The organism is Schaalia radingae, assembly GCF_900106055.1.
Taxonomy (GTDB): Bacteria; Actinomycetota; Actinomycetes; order Actinomycetales; family Actinomycetaceae; genus Pauljensenia; species Pauljensenia radingae_A.
Window position 1 is genome coordinate 1,219,808 of sequence record NZ_LT629792.1, and the last position, 25,966, is coordinate 1,245,773.

21 protein-coding genes and 1 tRNA gene are annotated in these 25,966 nt (G+C 57.1%); 11 read left to right on the top strand and 11 right to left on the bottom strand.

The annotated features are described in order from the left end of the window. Positions 1 to 18 precede the first annotated feature (18 nt). A complete protein-coding gene (locus tag BLT69_RS05400; RefSeq protein WP_092648582.1) occupies positions 19 to 627 on the bottom strand; it encodes a sugar O-acetyltransferase in 609 nt (202 codons plus the stop codon). Between the two features lie 128 nt (positions 628 to 755). Here BLT69_RS05400 and BLT69_RS05405 point away from each other — a divergent pair. Together BLT69_RS05405 and BLT69_RS11055 are read left to right on the top strand one after the other, a co-directional pair. Continuing rightward, positions 756 to 829 (top strand) — tRNA-Pro (locus BLT69_RS05405). A gap of 131 nt (positions 830 to 960) precedes the next feature. Next, complete coding sequence (locus tag BLT69_RS11055; protein ID WP_227469355.1) at positions 961 to 1,323, top strand: O-methyltransferase; 363 nt, start codon at positions 961 to 963, stop codon at positions 1,321 to 1,323. A gap of 257 nt (positions 1,324 to 1,580) precedes the next feature. Here the strand turns inward: BLT69_RS11055 and BLT69_RS05415 are convergent, their stop codons facing one another. Continuing rightward, entirely contained in the window at positions 1,581 to 2,618 is a 1,038-nt protein-coding gene (locus tag BLT69_RS05415) for a DUF2804 domain-containing protein (protein ID WP_070727163.1), read from the bottom strand. A gap of 135 nt (positions 2,619 to 2,753) precedes the next feature. Between BLT69_RS05415 and BLT69_RS05420 the strand changes: the two genes are divergently transcribed. After that, on the top strand, positions 2,754 to 3,407 hold the full coding sequence (locus BLT69_RS05420; protein WP_070727167.1) for a TetR/AcrR family transcriptional regulator: 654 nt from the start codon (positions 2,754 to 2,756) through the stop codon (positions 3,405 to 3,407). Continuing rightward, positions 3,391 to 6,687, top strand: a complete 3,297-nt coding sequence (locus BLT69_RS05425) for an ABC transporter ATP-binding protein/permease (protein WP_070727168.1) — start codon at positions 3,391 to 3,393, stop codon at positions 6,685 to 6,687. The genes BLT69_RS05420 and BLT69_RS05425 overlap by 17 nt, the downstream gene beginning before the upstream one ends. On the opposite strand, the gene BLT69_RS05430 is transcribed toward BLT69_RS05425, so the two are convergent. The 3 genes from BLT69_RS05430 to BLT69_RS05440 all read right to left on the bottom strand — a co-directional run bounded on the left by BLT69_RS05430 (position 6,674) and on the right by BLT69_RS05440 (position 9,633). Next, the gene (locus BLT69_RS05430; protein WP_162272393.1) at positions 6,674 to 7,531 is read right to left on the bottom strand and encodes a hypothetical protein; all 858 of its coding nucleotides are present in this window, start codon (positions 7,529 to 7,531) and stop codon (positions 6,674 to 6,676) included. The genes BLT69_RS05425 and BLT69_RS05430 overlap by 14 nt on opposite strands. 74 nt (positions 7,532 to 7,605) lie before the next feature. Then, complete coding sequence (locus BLT69_RS05435; protein WP_070727381.1) at positions 7,606 to 8,658, bottom strand: D-2-hydroxyacid dehydrogenase; 1,053 nt, start codon at positions 8,656 to 8,658, stop codon at positions 7,606 to 7,608. A 15-nt stretch (positions 8,659 to 8,673) separates the two neighbouring features. Further along, a complete protein-coding gene (locus BLT69_RS05440; protein ID WP_070727172.1) occupies positions 8,674 to 9,633 on the bottom strand; it encodes an acyl-CoA thioesterase in 960 nt (319 codons plus the stop codon). Positions 9,634 to 9,707: 74 nt separating this feature from the next. On the opposite strand from BLT69_RS05440, the gene BLT69_RS05445 reads away from it, so the two are divergent. The 3 genes from BLT69_RS05445 to BLT69_RS05455 all read left to right on the top strand — a co-directional run bounded on the left by BLT69_RS05445 (position 9,708) and on the right by BLT69_RS05455 (position 12,786). After that, positions 9,708 to 10,001 (top strand): PTS sugar transporter subunit IIB, encoded by a 294-nt coding sequence (locus BLT69_RS05445; protein ID WP_083314502.1) that lies wholly within the window; start codon positions 9,708 to 9,710, stop codon positions 9,999 to 10,001. A gap of 52 nt (positions 10,002 to 10,053) precedes the next feature. Continuing rightward, a complete protein-coding gene (gene malQ, locus BLT69_RS05450; RefSeq protein WP_070727174.1) occupies positions 10,054 to 12,228 on the top strand; it encodes a 4-alpha-glucanotransferase in 2,175 nt (724 codons plus the stop codon). Positions 12,229 to 12,342: 114 nt separating this feature from the next. Then, the gene (locus tag BLT69_RS05455; RefSeq protein ID WP_058236689.1) at positions 12,343 to 12,786 is read left to right on the top strand and encodes a Dps family protein; all 444 of its coding nucleotides are present in this window, start codon (positions 12,343 to 12,345) and stop codon (positions 12,784 to 12,786) included. 26 nt (positions 12,787 to 12,812) lie between these two features. Here the strand turns inward: BLT69_RS05455 and BLT69_RS05460 are convergent, their stop codons facing one another. From BLT69_RS05460 to BLT69_RS05475, 4 genes are all read right to left on the bottom strand, one after another. Then, positions 12,813 to 13,283 (bottom strand): PTS sugar transporter subunit IIA, encoded by a 471-nt coding sequence (locus BLT69_RS05460; protein WP_058236690.1) that lies wholly within the window; start codon positions 13,281 to 13,283, stop codon positions 12,813 to 12,815. After that, positions 13,280 to 13,510 carry a PTS sugar transporter subunit IIB gene (locus tag BLT69_RS05465; protein WP_058236691.1) on the bottom strand — a complete coding sequence of 77 codons (231 nt, stop codon included), beginning with the start codon at positions 13,508 to 13,510 and terminating at the stop codon, positions 13,280 to 13,282. Before BLT69_RS05465 ends, BLT69_RS05460 begins: the two co-directional genes overlap by 4 nt. Positions 13,511 to 13,673: 163 nt before the next feature. After that, on the bottom strand, positions 13,674 to 16,256 hold the full coding sequence (gene pepN, locus BLT69_RS05470; RefSeq protein WP_070727176.1) for an aminopeptidase N: 2,583 nt from the start codon (positions 16,254 to 16,256) through the stop codon (positions 13,674 to 13,676). Positions 16,257 to 16,399: 143 nt separating this feature from the next. Continuing rightward, on the bottom strand, positions 16,400 to 18,412 hold the full coding sequence (locus BLT69_RS05475) for a M13 family metallopeptidase (protein ID WP_070727177.1): 2,013 nt from the start codon (positions 18,410 to 18,412) through the stop codon (positions 16,400 to 16,402). Between the two features lie 148 nt (positions 18,413 to 18,560). Between BLT69_RS05475 and BLT69_RS05480 the strand changes: the two genes are divergently transcribed. From BLT69_RS05480 to BLT69_RS05495, 4 genes are read left to right on the top strand one after another with little or no spacing between them, the layout of a single operon-like run. Further along, positions 18,561 to 19,883, top strand: a complete 1,323-nt coding sequence (locus BLT69_RS05480; RefSeq protein ID WP_227469357.1) for a glycoside hydrolase family 125 protein — start codon at positions 18,561 to 18,563, stop codon at positions 19,881 to 19,883. After that, entirely contained in the window at positions 19,876 to 20,841 is a 966-nt protein-coding gene (locus tag BLT69_RS05485) for a carbohydrate ABC transporter permease (RefSeq protein WP_082628517.1), read from the top strand. The genes BLT69_RS05480 and BLT69_RS05485 overlap by 8 nt, the downstream gene beginning before the upstream one ends. Continuing rightward, positions 20,828 to 21,745, top strand: a complete 918-nt coding sequence (locus tag BLT69_RS05490; protein WP_083314503.1) for a carbohydrate ABC transporter permease — start codon at positions 20,828 to 20,830, stop codon at positions 21,743 to 21,745. The genes BLT69_RS05485 and BLT69_RS05490 overlap by 14 nt, the downstream gene beginning before the upstream one ends. A gap of 35 nt (positions 21,746 to 21,780) precedes the next feature. Continuing rightward, positions 21,781 to 23,103, top strand: a complete 1,323-nt coding sequence (locus BLT69_RS05495; RefSeq protein ID WP_092648583.1) for an ABC transporter substrate-binding protein — start codon at positions 21,781 to 21,783, stop codon at positions 23,101 to 23,103. A gap of 79 nt (positions 23,104 to 23,182) precedes the next feature. Here the strand turns inward: BLT69_RS05495 and BLT69_RS05500 are convergent, their stop codons facing one another. Together BLT69_RS05500 and BLT69_RS05505 are read right to left on the bottom strand one after the other, a co-directional pair. Beyond that, complete coding sequence (locus tag BLT69_RS05500; protein WP_092648584.1) at positions 23,183 to 24,268, bottom strand: substrate-binding domain-containing protein; 1,086 nt, start codon at positions 24,266 to 24,268, stop codon at positions 23,183 to 23,185. A gap of 83 nt (positions 24,269 to 24,351) precedes the next feature. After that, positions 24,352 to 25,890: a glycoside hydrolase family 76 protein gene (locus BLT69_RS05505; protein WP_070727185.1), complete on the bottom strand. Its 1,539-nt coding sequence runs from the start codon at positions 25,888 to 25,890 to the stop codon at positions 24,352 to 24,354. Positions 25,891 to 25,966: the final 76 nt, after the last annotated feature.

The window sequence follows — 25,966 nt, forward strand, 5'->3', positions numbered from 1 at the left end:
GCGCTGGAAATATGGGGTCTATTCCAGGCGGGTATCCTCCGGATCGAGGTCTTTCACTACGCGTGCAGGTGTCCCCACTGCGACGACATTCGCCGGCAGATCTCGCGTCACAACCGAACCGGCACCAACAACTGTGTTATCGCCAATTGTCACTCCTGGACACACGATGACACCGCCTCCGAGCCAGACATTGTCGCCCAGTCGGATGGAGCGCGCGGCCTCTAGTTTGTCGCGCCGAGGAATGGGTGCCAGTGGGTGAATGGGCGTCAGGAGTTGAACGTTCGGGCCAATTTGACAGTCATCACCGATGTAGATGGCGGCAACGTCAAGGGCAACCAGATTCATATTGATGAATGTGCGGTCACCGACATGCAGGTTCTCACCATAGTCGACGCTCAGAGGCGGCCTAATGTAGGAACCTGCGCCAAACGAGCCGAGTAATTCGCACAAAATCTCACGTGCCTGCGCGTTGCCCGCAATGATCGCGAGGCGATACTGCTCAGATAGCTCAATGGCTTTCTGGGCGATTCGAGCGTTCTCCGGATCGTCGCCGATATAGAAGTCTTCATCAAGCATACGCTGGCGGTTCGTACGCGAATCGTTGGCAAAGTAATCTGGCGATGACATGAGTGGAGCCTATCGAACGGTGCGGGGCTGAACAAGACACCGCGCGATGTGATCGGCATCAAGTCGGTCAACTTGGAAAGGACTGCTTTCGTGAGCTAAAGTAGTCAGGTCGCCGTGACGGCGAACTTCGGGCTGTGGCGCAGCTTGGTAGCGCACTTGACTGGGGGTCAAGGGGTCGTGGGTTCAAATCCCGCCAGCCCGACGGTTTTTCCCGGAAATTGCAGGTTTCCGGGTTTTTTCTTGTCGTGGATTGTGCTCATACATGCGTCAATGGGCTCCGAGCCACTAACGTGGAATAAGAGCCGCGAGCTTGACGTACGAGGAAGTGGCAGCGTGAAGGACTGTCGCAGAGCATTACTGGAACGCCTATGGGAAGAAGGACGTCAGTTTGACGCCCAACAAGAAAACCGGCTCGACCGACGCCGTAACCTTGAGCCTGCCAGTGCCGAACTGCTCAACATCATCGTTCAAACTGTGGCACCGGCATCCGTAGTCGAGATCGGAACCTCCAACGGATTCTCAGCGATGTGGATAGCGGAAGCACTCGAATCCAGTGGCGGCACCCTGCTCACTGTGGACAATGACGCCGGCCGTGCGGTAGAGGTAGCCGCAAACCTTGACGAAGCCGGCCCTGTCGCACCTAGTCGACCAACGCGTTGCAAATGCAGCAGATGTTCTTGCACAACTGCGCGATGAATCGTGCGGGCTGATCTTTCTGGATGCTGAACGCTCTGCAGACGTCGATTACTGGCCCTATCTGGACAGGGTCCTGATGCCGTGAGGACTGCTCGTAGTGGACAACTGTCTGTCTCACACCGATGAGGTCGCGGAGTTTCGAGACCTGGTCGGCACATGCCTGCACTACCGACAGGTACTGGTACCTATTGGTGCGCGAATGCTTTTGATCAGTAAGGATCGGTGAACTGACCGACTGGCCTAGATCGACGAATGAGTCAGTAGCGGTTGTGGACGTCCTCGGCAAAACACACGATATCGCGCAGTTCGAGGTCTGTGCCGTCGTCGAGTACGACGTGTCCGCTCATGCGTCCGAAAACCTGGTGCTGCTCGGTGGCGACAGGGCCAACCGACATGCTCGCGCTGCGATCGATGATCGGCTCAAAGACTGTTTCGAAGCGGTGGTCGCTAGACGTGAATTGCCACGGATCGGTGTAGGAATGAGGTATCTGGAATAACACGTCATCAAGTTTGTGCGCGACGCCATCATAAAATATGACGTTTTCGCTGGCGGCCGAGGTATCGCCGAAACCATAACCGATGTTGAATCCGAAGGGAACGCCGTCGATGCGTGCATTCCCTGAACCCCAGTACCAGCGATTGTCGTAGGTCCACACCCCGCGCCCCCAGTCAAGGGTGCAAAAATCCGTCGCCGCATCGAAGTCGACGCGGCGCGAACCCCATGTTGCGCTTCCACGAACCGGCATACAGTTGACCTTCTGGTTGTAGTAGAAGGCACGGGGATCTTCAGCCCAGGGCGTGGCAATCACCAGTGAATCCATGCCCAGTTGCTCCATGGTCAGCACGCACTTGAAGTCCTCACTCTCGCTGAAGTTCTTCATGTGGCAGCGAATCTTTCGACCTGTAGAAGTCGTCTCGAAGCGTATCCGGACGCGAGAATTGACAAACTGGCTTACCCCTGCAGTGGAGGAGCGGGGAAGTTTGAGCCGTCCCATGGGCAGAGGTATCAGAACGGTTTCAGTGTGTTCACTTGGAGCAGTCAGATCCACCCACGACACCGACACCATACCGAAGTAGCCGCCGTCGCACACAGTGAAGGCAAGGGCGGTGGTATCTGTGAGCGCAATGTAGTAGTCCCATTCCTTGATGCGCCACCGGGGAGCAGTGATTGCCTGCCGGTCGTAGTCCAGCAGAGGGGAGCGTGCCCAGCCAGGTTCCCTCAACGTTCCGCCAGGCACAAGCAGCGGTCCTGGAGCGGTGATTTCATGATTGCGTGTATCGACAGGGGGAGTCATTCGTTCAGTCTATGCAGTGCGCGTCGCGCGTGCGGATAAACGAGCCTGCAAGGAGAGGCTGCCCACATCCGGAACGCTCACAATGCGTGAAGCGCGCGGCACTCATAACATGAACCTAGATTCACGTTCACCGAAATGATCACGACATGGGAGAGAAATGACACCATGCACACGGCAGCGTTAACTATTGACGAGGGCGGCCCGACCCGTTCGGATGCGCGCCTGAATCTGCAGCGCATCTTGTCAACGGCCGGTGAACAGATCAAGAAACACGGTCCAGGTGTTTCCATGAAACAGATCGCGAGGGAAGCCGGAGTGGCAGTTGGAACGCTTTACCGGCATTTCCCGACAAAAGAGGCGCTTGTCCGCGCCGTTGCAGTGCAGGCTCTGACCCATCTATGTGATCTCTTCACTGAGACTGCCAAGCGTGTCGCAGATGGTCAGGTCCGTGGGGGAGACGCCCTGTCCCATCTGCTCTCTGTGATTGTGACTGAGGCGGCCGGCAACGGCGCCAACCGGCAGGCAGTTGCCGAATATCTCCAATCTTTTTCAGATCTACGCGATCGGGAAATCGCCCACACACGTGAAAGAATTGTTCACAACCTCACTGAAATCATTGACGCCGGGCGCCGCGACCACTCGCTGCGTACCGACTTCATGGTCAAGGATTTCGGCATCCTGCTGTGCAGCGCCCCCATCGCTTTCGACCACTCCATCCGCTCGCGCTGGCTCGAATTGGTCAGCACCGGCCTGATGCCCCAGGAGGCAGACAATGCTTCAGCTCAATAACGTCACCAAGTCCTACACGACAGGCGACTTGACGCAACAGGCGCTCGACGATGTCTCAATTGAGTTCCGCGACAACGAATTTGTCGCGATCCTGGGTCCGTCGGGTTCAGGCAAGACGACGCTACTCAACATTGTCGGCGGCCTGGATCATTACGACAGTGGCTCCATCATCGTCGACGACGTTGACACTTCCACCTATTCCGACCACGACTGGGACACGTACCGCAATAACCGGATCGGCTTCGTTTTTCAAAGCTACAACCTCATCACACACCAGAGCGTGCTCGCTAACGTGGAGTTGGCGTTGACCCTGTCCGGTGTCTCCCGTTCCGATCGGCGTCAACGCGCTTTGGCAGCGCTTCGCGATGTCGGCCTCGAGGAGCACGCCCACAAACGCCCCAACCAGCTGTCAGGCGGCCAGATGCAGCGCGTGGCCATCGCCCGTGCATTGGTCAACGACCCGGAGATTGTTCTGGCTGACGAGCCGACAGGCGCCCTGGACTCGGTGACGAGCGAACAGATCATGCATCTGCTCACCGGCATTGCACAAGACCGCCTGGTGATTATGGTGACGCACAATCCCGACCTTGCTGACCGATACGCAACCCGCATCGTGACACTCAAGGACGGCACAGTATCGGACGACTCCAACCCGATTGAGGAGCATACTCGCAGTCAGATCACTCAAAGTAGCGAGAATGCGAAGACCTCGATGGGGTTCCTCACCGCTCTGGGACTGTCCTTCAACAACTTGATGACCAAGAAGGGCCGTACCCTGATGACATCCTTCGCCGGCAGTATCGGCATCATTGGGATTGCATTGATTTTGGCTCTTGCCAACGGCGTGAACAGTTATATCAAGAACGTCGAGGAAGACACGCTCTCCGTCTATCCTCTCCAGATCTTCAACCAGGGACTGAACATGTCGTCCATGCTCGAGGCGTCCGCGGAAATGTCAGAAAAATCAGACAGCGCGGACAGTGTGCAGAGTGGACACGTGGGCGAAATGCCGATGGTGACCAACATGTTCAAAACGGTTGACTCAAATGATCTGACCACGCTCAAGAGATACCTGGATTCCGATCCAGACAACCTCGATCAGTACGCCCGCTCCATCGAGTATCGCTACAACGTCAGGCCTCAGATTTTTGCGGACGATATGGAATCGGGGCCACGCCAGGTCAACCCGGACACAACTTTCGCTTCCCTCGGCATCGGCGCAGGCACCACCTCGAATGCCTTCATGAACCAGGCGATGAACACTGACGTATTCAACGAACTGGGCGACGACCTCTCCCTCATCGAGCAACAGTACGACATGGTTGCCGGTCACTGGCCAACGGAATCGAACGAGGCGCTGGCCGTCCTCACTCCCTCAGGAAAGATGAGCGACTTCGCGCTGTACGCGCTCGGACTGCGCGATCCGGAAGAACTCAAGACAATGGTGGCACAATTCGTCAACCAGGAAGACATTGATGCCCCTGATGACTCAATCGACGTCAGCTACGACGACATCATGGGTGTCGCGTTCAAGGTTGTGAATGCTGCCGACTACTACGTCTATGACGAGACGCACAAGGTGTGGACCGATAAGCGCAAGGATCAGGATTTTGTGTCCGGTCTGGTCGACAAGGGGAAGGATCTGCGAGTTGTCGGCATCGTGCAGCCCGCTGAATCAGTCACGGCCACAGCCCTGCAACCCGGCATCTACTACACGTCGAGCCTGGTCAGGGACCTGATGGACGAGGCGGCCGGCTCCGACGTGGTCGCCGCACAACTGGACCAGCAGTCAGTCAATATTCTCACGGGGCGTACCTTTGCCGATGAACAGAACAATCCGCGCAACAGCGGGGTGGATTTCAAGTCATTGATCAGCGTGGACCAGGACGCCCTGGCCGAGGCGTTCACATTTGACGAATCGCAGCTGGCAATCGATCCGTCGGCACTGAACCTGAACCTGAATATGCCGGGACTGACTATTGACCCGTCGATGCTGCCGACTCTCAGTATCGAGGACATGCTCGGATCAGTGGACATGAGCTCACTGATGGACGGTATTGACATTGAGCGCGCGATGGCCAGCGTGGACTGGCAGAACCTGGGCATGGATGCGGCTAGTGCGATCGAGCCTGAACGCTTGAACTCACTGGTCGAGCAGGTGATGACAGGCTACTTCCAGTACTGCATGGTGCATGGGCTCGACGCCAGCGACGTGGCAACGAACTTCGCCGTCTTCCTCGACTCGGAGGAGGGAAAGGCATTGCTCGCCCAGAACGAGGACAACCTGAACGGAACACAGGCCGATCTGAGCGGCGTGGCGGACTTGGCCATTGGGCAGATCAGCGAGTCGATCGGGCAACAGATGGACGAACAGATGGCAGCTCAAGGCCCGGCTCTCGCTGAGCAGATGAATGCCGCCATGAGTGCCTACATGAACGACGCCATGACGGCTGTGTCGGACCAGATTTCAGCGCAGGTGGGCTCCATCCTCGAAAATTCAATTGGCACTGCCATCTCCAACCAGATGAGCCAGCTCAGTCAGAACATGTCGGCAGCGATGGGAATTGACGAGGACGCTCTAGCTCGCGCCTTTAACTTCACCATGGATGAGAAGGAACTGAGCGAGCTGATCGCTCAAATGATGATGACCGAGCCAACCTCATACGACGCGAATCTGTCGAAGATGGGGTATGCCGATCCGGCCAGTCCCTCACGTATCGACATTTTCCCGGCGGATTTTGAATCCAAGGGTGAAATCATCACCATTCTGGATAGCTACAACGAGCAGCAACGAGCCGACGGGCATGAGGAAAAGGTCATCCACTACAGTGACCTGGTTGGCACGCTTATGTCATCGGTGACCACCATCATCAACGTGGTGAGTTACGTGCTGATCGCATTTGTGGCGATTTCACTGATTGTCTCGTCCATCATGATCGGCGTGATCACCTATATTTCGGTGCTCGAACGCAAGAAAGAGATCGGCATTCTGCGCGCCATCGGCGCATCCAAGCGGGATATTCGTCGCGTATTCAATGCGGAAACCCTGATCGTGGGTCTGGTTGCGGGCCTGCTGGGTATCGGCATCTCCGCGCTGCTGACCATACCGGCCAACCTCATTGTGGGAGCGAACTTCGGGATCTATAATGTGGCGATCCTGCCGGTGGGTGCGGCAGCGATACTGGTGGCGATCTCCATGTTCCTGACCTTCATTGCAGGCTTGATCCCGTCCTCAGCAGCCTCACGTAAGGACCCGGTCGAAGCACTCAGGAGTGAATAGCGGTCAGGACTTCGATGCACTGATCGCACTGGTCAGGCGTCATCACCAGCGGTAGGCACAGCAGGTCGCTCGGCCACTCCAGCCGGCTGCTGGCGGGGCGATCCCAATGAATTGGTCCGACAATGCCGCGCGAATACAGTGCGTCGGCCGCCTTGTCGGCGTGATTGGTGCGCACAACGAGGGGAGCGCACACGCCCTCGTTGACTACTGTGCACCCCGGTGGCAGACCCACTTCCACTCGTGTGCGCGTGCGGCGCACATCTGCACGGAGCCCGGCCATATCGACCGCTTCCAGCGCCGTCATAGCGTCCTGAGACGGCGACACCGGCGTCCACAGCTCATCTGCCAGATCCTCAACGGCTTCAAACGTTGCAACCGACGGAGTGGAAAGAAACTGTTGGCGAGCTCGCGTCAGCGCATTGTCAGCCTCGCTTCGTCGAGAGGGCTGGTCGACCTTGCCATCGACCCACGCGATCTCCGGAATCGACAGGAGCTTGCGGGCAGAAACAACCTCCATGTCAGCGGCGCACACCGAATCGCACAGCACACTGTGGGTTCTGTCTGCAACAACTCGGACACCGCGCCCGCGTGTTTCACCGAGTACATCGCTGAGCGCGCGCGAGGGCTGACAGCCGAAAGTCTCGCAGTAGAACACCACTGTTTCGTCAGCTGAGCACCTGGCAAGGGCTCGTTCAAGGTCTGCGGGATCCATCATCACCGGATCGCACGCCACCTGTTCGATGCGCATGCCTTCCAATTGCCACGGCACGATCATCGTCAGGCAGGCATAGGTCGGAACAATGACAGTACGGCGCCCCTCGCGCACCATCTGGCGTGCTATCAAAGCGATGGCCTGACGGCCCAGAGCCGTGAAAGTCCGGGGCCTACGTGGTGGAGCGGCGTGCATGGGTCGAGGTGCTAGTAAAACTCGATGGTGTTGACAACGTTGCGGAGCGGACGACCATCCAGGAAGCGCACCGCATTGTCCATGAAGAGTTCAACGATACGCTCTCCTTCATGCGCTGAGAGCGCAGCCGTGTGAGGACTGATCAGGACACGGGGATGATCCCACAGGGCAGAGTCATCCTGAAGAGGTTCGGTCTCCGTTACGTCAAGTGCAGCAAAAGCTACGCGCTGCCCATCCAGGGCATCGACGAGGGCGCCCTCGTCAATCACCGTTCCTCGACCCACATTGACCAGGATCATCCCCGGTTTCATTGACGCGAACGCGGCGGCATCAATCATATGGCGGGTGGCTGATGTGCCAGGCAGAGTGATCACCAGGCCATCGCACTGACCCAGAGCATCGTGCAGGTCATCCATCGCGATGAGCCGATCCACACCCTCGACCGGTGTGCCCGAACGCGAGGTTGCCCATACGGTTGCACCGAAAGCGTGAAGGCGGTTCGCGACGACGCGCCCGATGCCACCAGTGCCCATGATCAGAACGGTCATTTCAGATAAGTGGCGCATCGGGTAGCGGTCAGGCCAGTGGTGCGCGCGTTGATCAGAGTGCAGTCGGGGCAGATCTTTCGCGCCGGCGAGCAGGCCAAACAGTGCGAACTCAGCGAGCGTCGTGCCGTGCACACCTGCGCTGGTGGTGAAGGTGACGCGCTGGAGGTCATCTTCAGACAGGCCGGCAGCCTTGACTTGTGCGCCGCCTCCGGCTGCCATTGTGTGCACCCATCGAAGTTTCGGGTTGTGCTCGACAACCTCGCGCAGCAGGCGAGCGGAGGAATCAGGAATACCCAGAAGAATGTCAGCGTGGGTGAGCATCTGGACGTACTCGGCGTGCTCCTGGTCGGTGCGGGTGACGCTCGAGTCACCACCCCAGTCACCGACCCAGCGCTGAGGCAGCAGCAAATGGGGGCGGTAATCCACCAGCAAGCGCGGATCGCACTGCATGAGTGGTTCAACCAGGTCAGAGGGCAGCGGCGTGGCGACCGCAATGGTCAGGGCAGAGATGCTCATATTGGACTCCATTTCTTAAGCAGGTGCGACCGTGGCCGTGTCGCCATCCATGAACTCCCATCGGCCCGAGCCATGCACACCGCCACTTGGCACACGCATCATGCCCTGCTGATTGGCATCGGCAACGAGCCTGCCATCGGAGGAGAAAATCTGCATATGGGTCAGGACTCTGCCGCTGTTGACATTGGTGCACGTGCCGTCAAAAAGCAGCCAGTCGTTGATGTCAACATCGTGATGGAACCACATGGCGTGGTCCAGGGAAGCTGCCGACAGACCTGGAGTCATCCAGCACAATGAGGTGGCGCGCATGGCTGGTTCTAACATGACTTGGTCGACGACGTATGCCAGAAGCGCGCGGTGAATGAGCTGACTGACCTGGGAGGGGATCGGAGAGCGCGGACGCATCCAAAGCTGCTGGCGATTCGTGGGGTGAGGGTCGGGTTTGACATACAAACTGTCCTGGACATGACGAACATCGAATGCAGCAGTCTTGCCGAGGAATCGGCCCACCGGGTGATTCATCATGCGGAAGAGCTCCAATGCTGAGTCGCAGGAGTCGGGGCCGGGCACATCAGGCGCTTCAATGTCGTATGTCAGACCGGATTCAGGGCCCTGGAAGGATGCGGCGAGTGTGAGAATTTCGCGTTCAGACTGCCTGCATGTCACGGAACGCGACGAAAAGGAACGGCCATTGCGCAGACGGTTGACGTGCAGTGTAAACGGAGCTTCCGGGTCACCGCCGCGCAGAAAGTAGGCATGGAAGGAATGGGGAAGCCGATCGTCCTGGTCAATGGTGGCCATTGACGCCAGCAACGACTGTGCGATGACTTGTCCTCCGTATACGCGCCTCACCTGCGGCAGGGAGTGAGCAGTGAAGGTGTCCTCGTGCTCGGCATCTTCAGTCAATCGCAGAATACGCAGGACAGATGCCACGGGCTCATCGGTGGTCAACGGTACGTCGATCGGTGTCGTCATAATTCTATTGTCCGTTCATGCGGCGTTTTGTGCACAGCAGGTGCGCATCGTGGGCAATCTTCTACGATGGACACATGGTGCACAAAAATCGTCAGGCAGGCGTGGATCGCGAATGGACAGCTGAGACATCCTTGCCGCAACGATGCCGGGAAATACTTCAGGGGCTGGGCGGATGCGACAACGTTGTCGATCTTGAACCGTGCGCATTGAGAATCCGCGTGCAGGTCCGCGACCAAGATAGCATCGATGAACACCTACTGAGACAACCGCCGGTTATCGCGGTGGTGCGCTCAGGCGATGTCGTGCAGCTGGTCACTGGAATAGATGCGGAACGTGTGATGGGCGAACTGCGTCAACTGTGTTCATGACGTGTACGATCGGTAGCAGTACCGCTGTGGATGAGATGAGTCGGAGACCTTCATGGATCTAGCTGCACCAGCACACACCGAGATTGACCTGTTGCGCTCGGTGGCCGAAGCCAATGGAGTGGCGACGCACTTTTGGGATTGGTATGGCAACCTTGTTGACGTCGAAGCCGCATCTTTGCTGAAGGTTCTCCACGCACTGGGATTGCCTCTCGATGAGGATTCCACTGTCCATGACCTTCAACGCGCCATTGAATTCACCGAGGATCAACAATGGTCCACGACCCTGCCTGACTGCACCGTTGTGCGCGAGCATTGCGCCCGCGACGTACCCGTCCACGTGCCGCACGGCCGCAGGGTGACAGTCAGCTACGAACTCGAAAGTGGCGAGGGGGGACAGTGCCCCCAGCTCGACCGATGGGTGCCGCCACGTCAGATTGGCGATCAGCTAGTGGGACGTGCAACGTTCGAAATCCCAGCCTCACTGCCATTGGGATGGCACCGCCTTGTCGCAACCGTTGAGGGCGGAACAGTGTTTTCCGCGCCGCTGATCGTCGTTCCCGACCGAATCGATCCACCTGCGCTGACGCAGTCCGATCAGCAGTGGGGCACCTCCGCGCAGTTTTATTCGGTACGTTCTGCCTCCTCGTGGGGTATCGGCGACACCGCGGATCTGCAGGACATCGTGTCGGTCAGTGCTGCGCGCGGTGCGCAGTTTGTGCTGATTAACCCCGTTCACGCGTGTGCGCCCATCTCGCCATTGGAGAACTCGCCCTACCTGCCGGTGACACGCAGGTGGGTGAACCCGCTGTACATTCATCCTGAATCGCTGCCGGAATATGCGCAGTTGTCTGAACGGGACCGCAGCCGAGTTGATGCTCTGCGCGAGGAGTCTTGGGGCGCATCACGCACGGATCTGATTGACCGTGACACTTCCTGGCGGGCGAAGGTTCAGGCACTCGCAATCCTCCATGCGCAACCCATGCGCCCATCGCGCCGCGCACAGTTCCTCCGTTTCACGAACGAAGGAGGCGATGCGCTGGCGGACTTTTCCTTGTGGTGCGCGCTCATCGAAGCGTCCGGGTCGTCTGTGGCAGGCAATCTGGAACGCGACGATCAGCCCTTGATTCCTGAAATGCTCACTGATACTGATCAGATTGAACGCGCACGAGTTGAACTGGCCGATCGCATCGACTTTTATTCATGGTGTCAGTGGGTCGCCCTCGAACAGTTGCGAGATACGCAGGCACTGGCCACAGAACTGGGCATGAGCATCGGCATTATGGCTGACCTGGCCGTTGGCGTTCACCCGAAAGGCTCCGACGTGTGGGCCACGCCCACGTTGTTTGCACCGGGAATGACGGTGGGAGCACCCCCGGATATGTATTCTCAGCAAGGCCAGAACTGGTCGCAGCCTCCGTGGTCACCACGTGAACTGGCGCGGTGCGGGTACCGGCCTCTGCGCGACATGATTCGAACCGTGCTGTCCCACGCCGGAGCAGTGCGCATTGACCACATCATGGGATTGTTCAGACTGTGGTGGATTCCCGAGGGAGAACCAGCGTCGCATGGAACATACGTGTCCTGCGACCATGAAGCGATGGTTGGTGTGCTGTTGCTTGAAGCCCAGCGCGCCGGAGCAGTGCTGATCGGTGAGGACCTTGGCACGGTTGAACCGTGGGTGCGCGGCTACCTCAATGATCGAGGAATCCTGGGAACATCGGTGCTGTGGTTCGAAAAGGAGGACTCTGGCTGGCCGCTGCATGCGGATCAATACCGGCGCGACGTTCTTGCGACAGTGAACACTCATGATCTGCCACCCACTTCGGGATACCTTGACGGCGTGCAGACCACGCTGCGTGACCAGTTGGGCTTACTGGTCGATCCTGTTGATGTGGTGCGCGCGGGGGAGGAAATCGAGCGCGAACGCATGCTGGTGCGTCTGCGCGAATACGGATTGCTGGACTCGCCAGAGCCCAGCAAGGAAGAAATCGTGACAGCTTTGCATCGCTTCATTACGATGACACCTTCGCGTCTGGTGGGTGTGGCATTGGTGGACGCTGTGGGAGATATCCGCCCTCAGAATCTACCGGGCACCAATACGGAATACCCGAACTGGTGTGTCCCGCTGTGCGATGGTTCGGGCAGGGAAGTCAGTACTGAGCGCCTGGCATCCGACCATCACATGACTGAACTGTTCGATGTGGTCAACGAGGCGTTGCCCAAGTAGGAGCGTTCGCGTTCGTACCGTCTTTGTCTGGCAGCGAACGTGGCAGCGGAAGTCTTTCAAATGAGGGTGCGCCCTTGTATGTTAGAAGAATCACTGAGTAGAAAGGACTCCAAAATGGCAGAACAACTCGTGATCGATGCGCTCCAGCGCGCACTGGTGGACCTGACCGACCTGTCATTGCAGGCAAAGCAGTACCACTGGAATATTCAAGGCGATCGTTTCCGCGCTCTTCACCTGGCGCTCGATGAGATCGTCGATCAGGTACGTGAAGACCTCGACGAGGTTGCCGAACGTATTTCGACCCTGGGTGGTACTCCCGATGGCCGCGCCGCCACGGTTGCCAGGGACTCCGGAATCGGTGACGTGGCTGAAGGCACCATTTCGGTTGCCGACGCCTACAAGCAGATGGAAAGCAAGCTGATGGCTGCATCCGAGCGCATCAAGTCGGATCTTGAAAAGGTCGATGATGCCGATTCACTCAGTGGCGACATCCTGGTCGGTGCTGCACGCGGACTCGAAAAGCAGGCGTGGTTCCTGCGCGCCGCGATCGAGAAGTAACGTAACAGGCGCTCATCACCGCACGTTCAGGCGGGGAGAATTTCAAACAGGAAATCTCCCGCTTGGACGTGCGTTCCATATTCAGCGTGTGACCCGATCATCGCGTCCGAACTGTCCATGACAATGACGGGGGTGGTCAGGTCGAAACCACCGTCGACAAGATGCGCGGGCCTCCATGAAACAACTGGCTGAGCGGTCTCTACAGTGCTGTGGTCACCCTCGACGACCATGAATGACGAGGTGTCGGCCTTGACGGTATCGAGCCCCACGTGAACCAGAACAGCGGGGCCGTCGGCTGACCGGACGACAAATGCGTGGGGGAGAGCCTTAATGATTGTTCCCGCGATCGGACTGACCACGTCTGAGTGCCCATGCGCGGTCAAGGTATCGGGAATAATTGCCAGACCTGAGCCGACGATTTTCTCTGCGAAGACGGGGTCATTCACGTCAGATAAGGGAATCACTTGCCCAGCAAGTGGAGCAAGTACACGGGTCACTTGAGTTTCTCAATCTCCTCAACGATGCTGTCAGCCTGCGGCCCCATGACAACCTGGATGGACGTTCCCACCGACACGACACCAAAGGCGCCCGCATTCTTCAGGGCATCCTCATCCACGAGTTCTTCGTCACCAACCGAAACACGGATGCGGGTAATGCAGGCTTCGAGATCCTTGATATTGTCCCAACCGCCTAATGCTCCCAGTATTTGTTCTGCCTGGCCCATGGGGAACTCCTCTGAACGTCCTGTGTACTGATGCCCTTACTCGAAGATTAACACGCACCAGCTGTTTACGGCCGGGCAACTGGCCGCTATGCAGACAAAATGTCGGTAGGGCTCATGATGGAGCCCTACCGACACTCGGTCGTTCAATCCGGAAGAGGAAGGGTTAAATGTCCGCTTTCTGTGCCGCCATCATGCGCTCAACAACCGCGACGCGTTCACGAATAATACGCGTGAGTGCGGCAGAGACATCAGGATGATCGTTCATCCACTGGCGACCGCGTTCAGCCAAGTCGAGCCCATCAACGTAGCCTGCCAAGGCGGTCGGGAACATCAATGTGACGATGTCTTCGGCCATGTGGAAGGTGAACTCTGACCAGACCTTTTCGATCGAGGCGAAATAATCGTCGACAAAGGCGGTGTAAGTATCCGGTGCAGTGTGTGCCTGAGCCCAGAAACCGGAGACCATTGCCCAGCGCGTATCGTTCGCGATTGACACGTTGTGCATGACTTCGTCCCATACGCGAGCCTTCACTTGCGGATCTGCAACCGCCGCGCGAGCCTGAGCTGCGCGCTGCCGGCCTGTCATCGTGTCATCCGCCTGCTCACGTTCGGCAATATCTGCCTCTGATGCGTGGCCAGCTCGGACCTGAGCGATAAGCAAATCCCACATCACATCGACATCGAGATCAAGGCCAGACAAGGTCTGCTCGCCTGTGTACAGAGCCTTGACAGCACCCACCTGATCGTCGGTCACTGCGTGGCGGGCCGCCGCCTGGATCAGGATCTGCTGCTGGTCACTGCCGGACGCTGCCGAACGGGCCTGCAGGAGCAGGCGGCTGCCGACCATCGCCTGCGCGTCGGCACGATCAGCAGGAGCAACATAGCTCGACACTGCGGTGGCAATGTGTGCCAACGTCAGACGGAGCATCGACATATTGTCCTCAACGGGCAGTGCAGCAAGCGCCAGGTCGATGAAAGCGCGCGCAGGCATCTTGGCATCGCGCGTCATATCCCATGCAGAAGCCAGGATCACATTGCGCAGCAGAGAATCAGCGCAGCGCGTGATATTTTCGGTGGCGAACGCAAGGGAACGATCATCGAGGCGGATCTTCGCATAAGCCAGATCGCCATCATTAATAACAATGAGGTCGGGGCGAGGCTGGCCGACGACACTGCTGACCTCGGTCAGCTCACCGTCGACATCGAGCTCCTCGTGGAAAACCTGCTCAACAGGTGTCGTTCGGTTCGAGCCGGAATCATCCTGTGCGGCAGAACGCGAATAGCCTGCCACTGCCAGGCGGTGAGGACGCAGCGAGGAACCCGGCGTGAACGGCTCTTGGCGGATTGCCAGTCGGGTCATGCGGTCCTCGTCATCTGTTTCGACGACCGTGCTCAACGTGGTGATGCCCGCTTCTTCGAGCCATACGCGGGACCAATGGTCAAGGTCGCGTCCGGATGCTGCTTCGAGTTCGCCCAAAAGGTCATCCAGCGTTGCATTGTCGTAGGAGTGCTTGGTCAAATACTCGTGCAGCCCGGCGAAGAACTCGTCACGGCCGACGTAGGAGACTAGCTGACGAAGAACGGATGCACCCTTGGCGTAAGTGATGCCATCGAAGTTCACTTCCACGTCAGCAAGGTCACGAATCTCAGCCTTGATCGGGTGGGTCGTGGGCATCTGGTCTTGACGCATACCCCAGTCTTTACGGGACATAAAGCCGGTCCAGGCGTCGGTGTATTCGGTTCCTTCTGCCAGGCAGTAGTGAGACATGAACTCAGCGAAAGACTCGTTGAGCCACAGGTCATTCCACCACTTCATGGTGACCAGATCACCGAACCACATATGAGCCAGTTCGTGCAGGATCGTATTGGCACGCTTCTCCAGGTCATCGTGGGTGGGGCGTGCACGGAAGATGTACTGATCGCGGAAGGTAATGCATCCGGCATTTTCCATCGCGCCTGCATTGTATTCGGGAACGAAAATCTGGTCGTACTTGGTGAAGGGGTAGGGGATACCGTAGTTGGCTTCATAGAATGCAAAGCCCTTGCGGGTGACGTCGATGACGCGGTCGGCGTCCAGGAATTCGCGCAACGAGGCGCGGCACCACACACCGAGCGGAATCTCGCGCCCATCACTGCTGGTCAGTGAATCAGTGACACCCTCGTACGGTCCGGCAATGATCGCCGTGATGTAGGTGGAAATACGCTGAGTTTCCTCAAAGTGATAGGTCCATTTTCCATCGCGTTCTTCCGGTGAGGGTGTGACGGAGTTGGAGAACACCTTCCACCCTTGCGGAACTGTCACGGTGAAGGTAAATGTTGCCTTGAGATCGGGCTGCTCGAAGGTTGCGAAAACTCGTCGGGCATCGGGAACTTCAAACTGCGAGTAGCAGTACGCCTTGTTATCAGCGGGGTCAACAAAGCGGTGCAGTCCCTCGCCGGTGTGCATGTACTGGCAGTCCGCGTCGACGATGAGCGTATTGGACTGAGCCAGTTCCTGCAGGTCGATGCGGTTGTCCTGATGTGCTCCGACTGACACGTCGCGTCCATTCAGCGTGATGGAATGGACATTGTTGGAGACCAGATCAACGAACGTTGAGGCGCCTTCAGTGGCATCAAAGGTCAAGGTGGTGCGGGAGCGGAAGTCAGTGTCACCGCACGTCAAATCCAGTTCAACGTCATAGTGGTGAACTGAGATTATGCGTGCCCGCTCAGCCGCTTCATCACGCGTGAGGTTAAGACCCGGCATTGAGTAGCCTTTCTCATGTAACTCAGGGATAGCGCAACAAGCGCATATGACACTTCTTAGTCTTTCACTAATTGGACCCAAACGCCTAAGTGAGAGGCCACAAATGGCGTCGAATGCGTAAGAGGTTACATTTCAGGGGGCTGCTACGACCAGATTTCCACCCTCTGACTCGGATCTAACCACATGCCGTCCGACTCCGTGACATCGAATGTTGTCGCAAATTCCGGAAAATTGCGAAGCACCTGGTTGCATCGAAATTCTGCCGGCGAATGAGGGTCAATAACGAGCATCTGCTGGGCGAACTCGTCGCGCGACTTGGATCGCCAGATTCGAGCCCATGAGTAGAAGAATCGCTGCGGCCCGGTCAAGCCGTCGATTACGGGCGCATCGTGAGGGCGATCGATGCCCTGGTCGCGAAGCGAAGCACACCACGCCCTCCACGCGATTGCCAGACCACCCAGATCTCCGATATTTTCACCGATGGTTAAGGCGCCGTTGACGTGTACCTCGGCGGGAGCTGCTTCTAGCTGACGGGGGACAAGAGCCTCGTATTGTTCGATGAGGTGGTGCGTGCGCGATTCAAATTCGTTGCGATCTTCATCAGTCCACCAGTTACGCAGTGCGCCGTCTGCGTCGTAGCGCGATCCCTGGTCATCGAAACCATGTCCGATTTCGTGGCCAATGACGGCACCGATTGCACCGAAGTTCACTGCGGCATCAGCATCTGGATCAAAGAAGGGAGGCTGCAGGATAGCGGCGGGGAATACGATCTCGTTGAGTGACGGGTTGTAGTAGGCGTTCACCGTTTGAGGCGTCATAAACCATTCGTCGCGGTCCACCGGCCGTGACAGCTTGGCCCATTCATAGTCCAGTTCATATGCGTTTGCCTTGCGCACGTTGTCCACCAGTGACGCATTCTCATCAAGATCGAGACCTGAATAGTCACGCCATGTGTCGGGGTAGGCAATCTTGGGATTGAAGGTATCGAGCTTTGCCAGCGCCTTGGTGCGCGTCTCCTCGCTCATCCAGCTCAGTGTGGAAATAGACGTACGATAGGCCTCCAACAGGCGTTGGACGAGTGCTTCCATCTGTTCCTTATAGTCAGCGGGGAAGTGTCGCTGAATATACAGGCGTCCCAGGGCGTCACCCAGTGTGCCCTCCACCAGGCCCAAACCGCGCTTCCATCGCTGTCGGAGTTCTTCGGTGCCGGCAAGCGTGCGTGAGTAGAAATCGAAATTGGCTTCAACGAACTCGTGTGACAGCAGTGAAGCGTGGGCGCTGATGATCTTGCGGCTCTGCCACAGTTTGAGCGTGCGAAGGTCCTCCGATGCCCACATCGACGCCGCGGTTGCCAGATAATCGGGCTGATTGACGTTCACATTCGCAATTGATTCGAGTTGAAGGCCAACCTGTTGTGCCCAGCTTCGCCAATCGAAACCGGGATTGTCGTCAATGAGCTCCGAGGTGGTGCGATGGTTGGTTGTCTTGTGAGGATCTCGGTTTGTGACGGAATCCCAGTGGTGTGCGGCTAAGCGTGTCTCCCAGTCCATGACGCGCTGAGCGCATGAAGCAGCGTCGCCCTCGTCGTCGCCAATGTGGGCGAGGGTAAACAGGCGCTCAATGTGAGAGCAGTAGGCCTGGCGGATTGGCTCGTACTGGTCTTCGCGATAGAAGGATTCGTCCGGAAGACCCAAACCGGCCTGCTGGAAGTACAGCATGTAGCGTGAGGTGTCATCGGTGTCGGTGTTGACGTAAGGCACAAAAAACGTGGAGATGCCTCCGCGCATGAGCTGGCCGGAGAGTGTGGCGAGCTCGTCGTGGGATGTCGTGGCGGCTACCGCCTCGAGCAGTGGAATGATGGGGGAGGCGCCCTGTTCCTCAATGCTGTCCTCATCCATGAATTGGCGGTACATGATGGCGATCTTGTGAGCTTCCGGATCGTCGATCTGTCCGGCCAGCGCATCCTCAACAATTGCGCGTCCACGTTTTTCCGACAGATCGCGCAGCGTGTAGAAGGCGCCATCGATGGGGCGGTCAGCTGGAATGTTGTGGTCCGCGAGCCAGGCTCCATTCACATGGCCGTAGAAGTCATCCTGCGGGCGAACGCTGGGATCGGTCAGGGACTGGTCGAGGACGTGTGCAAGAAGTTCAGTCATGTCTGACACTGTACGTGCCGACAGTGTGATGATCCAGTGGCAGAAGCGGCGGCGCCCATTAAATAAGTATATGCAATACATAACTTGTGTTCATAATGGTATTAGCTCTATACTGATTGATGTCATCACACAAGTGAGGGAGAGCATAGTGGCTCGAGCAGATTCGACGTGGATGGAACACATCATTGCCACCGTGAAGGAGCGCGTTGATGCGCGCGTTGGCGAGGTTTTTGAGGACTGTTTCGTCAACACCATCAGTTCGACAATTGAGCGTTACGACGACGGCAGCGCATTCGTTCTGACCGGTGACATTCCGGCGATGTGGTTGCGCGATTCCACATGGCAGATGATTCCGTACGTGCATTTCTCCGGTGATTACCCCGAGATTGCCGAGCTGATCGGTGGGGTGCTCCAACGTCAGTTGATGTATATCGATATGGATCCGTACGCAAACGCCTTCAATGCCGAGCCCAACGGCGCCGGCCACCATGACGATCTCACCGAGATGAGCCCGTGGATCTGGGAACGCAAGTACGAGGTTGACTCTTTGAGCGCTCCCTTGTTCCTGGCTGGTCATCTGTGGGACCGAACCCATGAGGACGCGCATCTGGGTGGCCTGGAGAAGGCTCTGGAAACAGTCGTCGATGTCTTTGCACGCGAACAACGTCACGAAACATCTGACTACCGTTTTGAACGCCCCGGCGCTCAGGTAGCGACCGAAACTCTGTCTCACGGTGGAAAAGGCGCTCCGGTGGGATACACCGGAATGACGTGGAGCGGATTCCGTCCCAGTGACGATGCGAACAGCTACGGATATAACGTTCCGGGCAATGCATTTGCTGTGGTTGTTCTGCGAACGGCGGCCAGGGTTCTTGAACAGATGAATGCTGCAACTGGCGCCACTTCAAGCCCGGTTATTTCTCGGGCTCGTGACCTTGCAGACCAGATCAGCGCCGGTATCTACGAGCACGGCGTCATTGATCATCCGCAGTGGGGGAAGGTATTTGCCTATGAAGTAGATGGTCTGGGACAGACTTTGACCATGGATGACGCCAACATGCCCAGCTTGTTGTCGCTTCCGTATATTGGCTTCCTCGAAGCGGATGATCCAATTTACCTCAACACTCGAGCCATGGTGCTCTCCGATACCAACCCGTTCTACTTCAACGGGTCGCGTGCGCAGGGAATTGGCAGCCCTCACACGCCGCACGAGTACATCTGGCCAATCGCATTGGCGGTGCAGGCACTGACAAGTACGTCAGCTCACGAAGTTGACCAGATAATCGACACTCTGATTCACACGACGGGCGGAACTGGCCTGATGCATGAATCTTTCCATAAGGATGACGATGCCCTGTTTACCCGTGAGTGGTTCTCGTGGGCAAACGCCATGTTCTGCGAGTTGGTTCTGGCCTACTGCTCGCTTACCCAGTCGAACGATATTTCGAGAAAGGAGGCAAGCAATGGATGAGGCTCAGACAACGCAGGCAACCGTTTCTGCCAAAGAAGACGCGCCGACGCGCAAGAAGAAGGACAGAGGAGCCAATCGCGATCTCAAAGCTGCTTTGGCGTTCATGGCTCCCGCAATCTGCGGTTTCAGCATTTTTGTTGTCTACCCGCTCATCAGCGCAGCCTATTTATCACTGACACGGTACAACGGAATCACCCCGCCGAAATTTGTGGGTCTGAAGAACTTTATCCGAATGTTCACCGCTGATCCGTCGTTCCTGAAGACGCTGTCGGCAACTGGATATCTGGTTCTTCTCTACGTACCCGCATCGATGGCACTCGGACTTGCGCTGGCTGTCTTTGTCAACGTCAGGCTCCCAGCCGTATCGGTGATCCGAACCATCTTGTACTTGCCGGCAGTTCTTCCCATCGTCGCCACGGTCACGCTGTGGAAATTCATCTTTGACCCGCAGGTCGGTCTGGCTAACCAGGTGCTGGGATTCTTTGGAATTCCACCAATTGCATGGCTGAGTAATGAGCACACAGCGATGCCGTCGATTGTGATCGTCATGCTGTGGGGGGTAGGGTCAACAATGATCATCCTGCTCGCAGCATTGCAGGCAGTGCCCAACGAAATCTACGAGGCAGCCAAAGTTGATGGTGCGGGACCATTCCGCATCTTCTTTTCGATCACTCTGCCGTCGATTGTCCCGATCCTGATTCTCCAGTTCGTCATGCAGATGAACGGTGCTATGCAGACCTTCGTTCAGCCGCAGATCCTCACCGGCGGTGGCCCCAGCTGGGCGACGAATACGCTCATGCTGTCGATCTACAACCACGGTTTCCCGCCGCTGGGACGAGTTCCGGAACTGGGATACGCGACCGCTCAGGTGTGGATTCTGTTCTTCCTGATCATTATCTGCCTGGCTTTCGCAGCTCGATTCACCAAAGCCTGGAGGTACGACGATGTCCAAGTCTGAGCTGGTTGAAGCACCTGAACTCGTGACAAGTGTGGCGAAGAAGCCTCGGCGCACACATTTGAAGAAGCGTCCAGGGCGTGCGGTGATGTGGTATGCATGCGCAATTGTCGCGTGCTCCACGATGCTGCTTCCGCTGTTGTGGATGATCACGATCTCGTTGAAGTCGAATTCCACCGTCTTCGAAGTTCCGCCCTCATTCCTCCCGGATGAATGGGTCTGGTCCAACTTCATCGAAGGCCCACGAATCATCAAGTTCCCACGCCTGTTCGTCAATACGCTGATCATTTCCCTGCTCAGCACCTTCGGCGGCGTTCTGACCTCGATGATGGCTGGCTACGCGCTGGCACGCCTGCGCTTCAAGGGCCGCAGAGTGTTCTTCTACATCTTTGTTGGTTCCATGCTGCTGCCCGGAATTGTTGGCATCATCCCCCTGTTCCAGCTGTTCAGGGATATCGGATGGTATGACACGTGGTTCCCGCTGATCGTACCTGCATTCCTGGGCGGTAACCCACTCTTCATCTTCCTGGCTCGTCAGTACTTCCTAGCGATTCCCATGCAGATTGATGAATCTGCAAAGGTCGATGGAGCAGGACACATTCGAATCTTCTTTTCGATCATGTTGCCCATGACGAAGCCGGCGTGGATCGCAATGGTCATCATGGCCTTCCAGGGAGCATGGAACGATTATCTCAATCCACTCATTTACCTGAACTCCACTGACAAGTGGACACTGGCGCTGGGCATGTCATCATTCGTGTCGGGTTTCGCAAGTGAAGCTCCGGACTGGTCGAAGTACATGGCAACCAACCTGTTGTACATGCTTCCACCTCTTCTGATCTTCCTCTTCGCTCAGCGTTACTTCATTGAAGGCTTGAGCGCCCTCGGAAACACATCTCAAAAGTAGAAGTCCAATCACAGGAAATATGAAAGGAGTCGACGATGACAATCCGACGCACAGGACGGAGGATGGCCGCTGTCGGCACAGCCATCGCTCTTCCACTCACCATGGTTGCCTGCAGCTCAGGAGGCAGTGAATCCGGCGAAAGCGGTGAACCGCCTGCATCAGCTGAAGGCACCGTCAACTACATGACGTGGGAATCCATCGAAACCAACAACTTGTTCGACAAGATTGTGGCAGAAAAGTGGGACAACCCGGACATCACTATCAACCGTGTTGACGCGCCTTCCGGCGACTACTCGCAGAAACTCGGTTCACTGGCTCAGGCCCAGAAACTGCCCGATATCTTCTGGTGCGGTAACGATACTGAGCAGCAGTACACCAAGATGGGAATCCTGACAGACTGGACCGACAAGATTGCGTCCGACTTTAAGGAAGGCGAGCTGGGCTTCCTCGATACGTGGAAGACTCCCGAGAACGGTATTGGCGGCCTGCCCTCACTGATTAACGTCACAGGTATCTGGTACAACCAGACGCTGTTTGAAGAAAACAACGTTCCTCTGCCCACGCAGGACTGGACGTGGGATGACCTCTACTCAGCTGCCGCCGCTTTGAAGGGTGCCGGCGGGTCAACCTACCCGCTGCTCCTTGATGGCCTGACCAGCACGAGTGGCCCGGTCGCGATGGGACAGTACGCGATGTCAGCAGGTGGCCAACCGTTTGTTGACGATGTCAACAATCCGACGAAAGCCGTGGCCGATGACAAATTCATGGAGGGCCTCGACAAGCTGGTGAAGGCCATTGGAGACGGCCTGGTGAATCCTCCAGACTTCAACCTGGACAACTCCACCTCACTGTTTGCTGCAGGCTCGCAGCCGATGATGTCGAGCGGCCAGTGGTTGGCTCAGTCATTCGGTAACGATGCGAAGGGCTTTGAGTGGGGATGGGCGCCGCTACCCAGCCAGTCCACTCCTGCCACGTTCTACGATGCAATCGGCATGTGCACACCTCAGAGCACGGCCAACGCTGATGATACCTGGGAAGTTGCCAAGTTCCTCGAAACTGAAGTGATTCCGGAAGTTATGGCACAAACACCCGTTGCACCTCCGGCATACGAGCCCGGACGTCAGGGCTATCTGGATTCGATCAAGGATCTTGCCGGCTCGACGATCTCAGACACCCTGGAATACTCACTGGGCGTTGAGAACACCACAGGCGTTCGCCTGACAACCACGTGGGCATCGCAGGCTGGTGACCTGGCAGTACAGGTGTGGACACCGATCCTCAAGGGTGAAAAGCCAATCGAGGAAGTGTCCGAATACGTTGACGGCGTCAACCAGTTCATCGAAACTGGCGGTCAGTAAACGTCACAAGATAAGAGCCTCCGGAGTTCGCTCCGGAGGCTCTTTCTTTTTCTTTGTTTTGTGCGTGGCGCCGGTTCAATTAGATCGGACGAACAGAGTTGCCCGGTACGAGAGTGGTAGGGAGCACAATCTTGTCAGCAGTTGCCCCGCTATCGATTTGCTGCAACGTCACGTCCAGGGCGCGCGCCCCGATCTCTTCTTGCTGCTGAGCAATGTGTGTCAGCTGTAGCGTGGAGCCCAGAGTTTCGAAAGGCTGCTCGTCAAAGCACACGAGCGACAGGTCGCGGGGAATGGACTTGCCGAGGTTGGCTAACGCTTCTTCAAGGAGCACCGCGATAGCGAATTCACATGCAACCGCAGATGTGACTTCAGGGTGGTTGCGAAGGAACGACCCGATACGCTTGATATCGTCCTTCCGTGTTCCTGCGTTGCCTGGCGTCGTGGACGTGATCTGATCGCATGCAAGCGATTCATCCAAAGCGACATCGTTGATGGCATGGGCAGCCACCCACCCGTGGTGACGGTCGGCATTCGAGGTCAGTGACCTGCTGGCACCAAAGAGAGCTATGTGGCGGTGCCCGGCTTCAATCAGACATGTGGTGGCCTGGATGCCGGCATTCATGTGATCTGATGTGACTGCGGCTACAGGGATCGAGTCGTAGCGTCGGTCGATGATGGTCAGCGGATATTCGGCGCTGACAAGTTTGAGTACCGATGAATCAATCATCTGCGAGCTGGATGGCAGCAGGATCAGGCCACGGGCTCCTATGCCCAGCGCGCGTTTAATCGCCTCGCGCTCTTTCTTGGTGTCGCCGCCGGTCCGCATCAACATGATGTGCGCACGGTCCTGAGCGCGGTCGAGGACACCCTCGACAATGCGGGTGCCGAATGCATCGTTGAAGCTGGTCATAATGAGAGCCACGACGGGATCTTTGGAGGCGGGGGAGACCTGCTGAGGTGATTGTGCGATGACCGTCGTGCCGACGCGCGGGCGTCGACGAACAAAGCCATCATCTCGAAGCATGCTGAGAGCGCGCCGAATCGTAATGGAGGAAACTTCGTACTTGTCGCGCAGCGCCGATTCTCGTGGAAGCGTGGAACCTATGGGAGTCTCTCCGCTTTCAATTGCGGCCCGTAGATCGTCATAGACGCGTTGATACAGCACTGCTGCGCGCTCCCTTCACGAATGGTGACAGGCCGGTGACGCGCGAAGAACGCCGTCACCAGCCTGCCGTAATTTTGCGTTGACTAGCTCTTCTCGATCGTGATCGAGTCGATGTTGGCATAGTTCGTTGCAACGAGCCGATCAAACTTCAGCTCGACAGTATTTGTCCCGGGTACCAGCAGTACGGGGATCGAGACGGTCTGCCAGTCCTGCCATCCGTCGGTGGCAGGCATGTGTGCACTGACCGCGGGGAAACCGTTGACCAGAACAGCTCGTGCAGCATCGCCATTTCCTGCTGCATAGCGAATATTCAGGCGGTGCAGTCCGCCCCACTTCGACTGGAAGGCAACTGTGGCTGATGTGTCGACCGAGTTCCATCCGGCCAGGTAGGCGCGGCCTGTGTATTCACCATTGGCCTCAGTGTCGATGCCATCGTGGGCGCCGTTTTCAATTTCAACTGTGCCGACTTCAGGAAACGGAACGTGAGTGAAACCAGGTTGCGCTTGATGGACGATGGACACTGCAGATGCGGCGCTCACTGACGCGCGTGCTTCCGTGGTAAGCAGGGGAGCCTTGAAGGCCCAGTCTGTCCATCCGATCGAGTTCAGGCCAGTGTTTTGAGCCGCGGCCCTGGCGTTGACACTGAGGAAGTCCTCATAGGAGTCATCGCCGGTGACGTTGATGTAGTCCCGCAGGTGGCGGGTGAAAATCGCCTTGAACGCCTGGCCGTCGCCGCCCCGCTCGCCGGTGAAGATGCCGCCAATGGTCAGATTCTCGATTGCCCAGTCAAATGCTGCGCGAGCCTCGTTGAGGTATTTTTCATCATTGGTGATCTGGTACAGGCGGGTAGCCGCTCCAGCAAAAGCGCCGTTGTTGTAGGTGAAGTCCCAGGAGTTGACGACGCCGTCCTCTTTGATGTTGTCTTTCAGGTGTCCGCCGTTAAAGAAGATTTCTTCAAGGAAAGCGATCAGACGCTGTGCAGTGTCCTTGTACGCGCTGTCACCAGTGGCCATGTACAGTTCAGCTGCAATCCAGGCAGCAGTTCCATTGGTTGCAACGTTCTTCTCATTGCGGTAGGGGTTGCCGACATTGGTGTTCTTCCACCAGATGCCGCCTCCGAAATGGTCATCTTCGAACTGCGAGATGAAGTCGAAGATCGATACGGCTTCTGTCAGATATTTGTCATCACCGGTGAGTTTCCATGCGCGGAGGGCACCCTGTGCCCACCAGCCCATGTCGTCGTTGTAATCGTTGCGTGAAAAGTCAGGGTAGAAGGCTCGCCAGCCGTCAAAGACCTGATCAATCATCTGTCGCGACTGGTCATCGCCCACCCGCTCGTAACGATCCATCACGGTGTTCCACAGCTGAGCTTCCCACCAGTAATCGGTGTACAGACCGTTCCTGGGGCCGGCATGGTGTCCGGCGTGAACGTGGCGGTCTGAATAGGTATAGAAGTATTGGGCTTCTGGATCCCAGTATTTGTCGACAAAGGCGTTCCACATTTTCGTGGCCTTGTCGGGGATTGACGGCGCAGCCTGCGTAGGCGCACTCACGCAGAAAACGGCGAGAAGCGCTGCGATAATCGGTGCGGTCAGGAAGCGGGCGATCTTGCGTATTCTCATTGTTCATCCTCGAATCAATGCGTATTTGGAGATCATGATGATTGATCGAAATATGTACAATATACAGTGACACTGA

Coding starts and splice junctions, on each gene's coding strand:
- BLT69_RS05505 (WP_070727185.1), bottom strand. CDS start 25,890: ATGAGAATACGCAAGATCGCCCGCTTCCTGACCGCACCGATTATCGCA.
- BLT69_RS05400 (WP_092648582.1), bottom strand. CDS start 627: ATGTCATCGCCAGATTACTTTGCCAACGATTCGCGTACGAACCGCCAG.
- BLT69_RS05485 (WP_082628517.1), top strand. CDS start 19,876: ATGGATGAGGCTCAGACAACGCAGGCAACCGTTTCTGCCAAAGAAGAC.
- BLT69_RS05465 (WP_058236691.1), bottom strand. CDS start 13,510: ATGGGCCAGGCAGAACAAATACTGGGAGCATTAGGCGGTTGGGACAAT.
- BLT69_RS05495 (WP_092648583.1), top strand. CDS start 21,781: ATGACAATCCGACGCACAGGACGGAGGATGGCCGCTGTCGGCACAGCC.
- pepN (WP_070727176.1), bottom strand. CDS start 16,256: ATGCCGGGTCTTAACCTCACGCGTGATGAAGCGGCTGAGCGGGCACGC.
- BLT69_RS05425 (WP_070727168.1), top strand. CDS start 3,391: ATGCTTCAGCTCAATAACGTCACCAAGTCCTACACGACAGGCGACTTG.
- BLT69_RS05440 (WP_070727172.1), bottom strand. CDS start 9,633: ATGACGACACCGATCGACGTACCGTTGACCACCGATGAGCCCGTGGCA.
- BLT69_RS05445 (WP_083314502.1), top strand. CDS start 9,708: ATGGTGCACAAAAATCGTCAGGCAGGCGTGGATCGCGAATGGACAGCT.
- BLT69_RS05455 (WP_058236689.1), top strand. CDS start 12,343: ATGGCAGAACAACTCGTGATCGATGCGCTCCAGCGCGCACTGGTGGAC.
- malQ (WP_070727174.1), top strand. CDS start 10,054: ATGGATCTAGCTGCACCAGCACACACCGAGATTGACCTGTTGCGCTCG.
- BLT69_RS05435 (WP_070727381.1), bottom strand. CDS start 8,658: ATGAGCATCTCTGCCCTGACCATTGCGGTCGCCACGCCGCTGCCCTCT.
- BLT69_RS05490 (WP_083314503.1), top strand. CDS start 20,828: ATGTCCAAGTCTGAGCTGGTTGAAGCACCTGAACTCGTGACAAGTGTG.
- BLT69_RS05415 (WP_070727163.1), bottom strand. CDS start 2,618: ATGACTCCCCCTGTCGATACACGCAATCATGAAATCACCGCTCCAGGA.
- BLT69_RS05475 (WP_070727177.1), bottom strand. CDS start 18,412: ATGACTGAACTTCTTGCACACGTCCTCGACCAGTCCCTGACCGATCCC.
- BLT69_RS05420 (WP_070727167.1), top strand. CDS start 2,754: ATGATCACGACATGGGAGAGAAATGACACCATGCACACGGCAGCGTTA.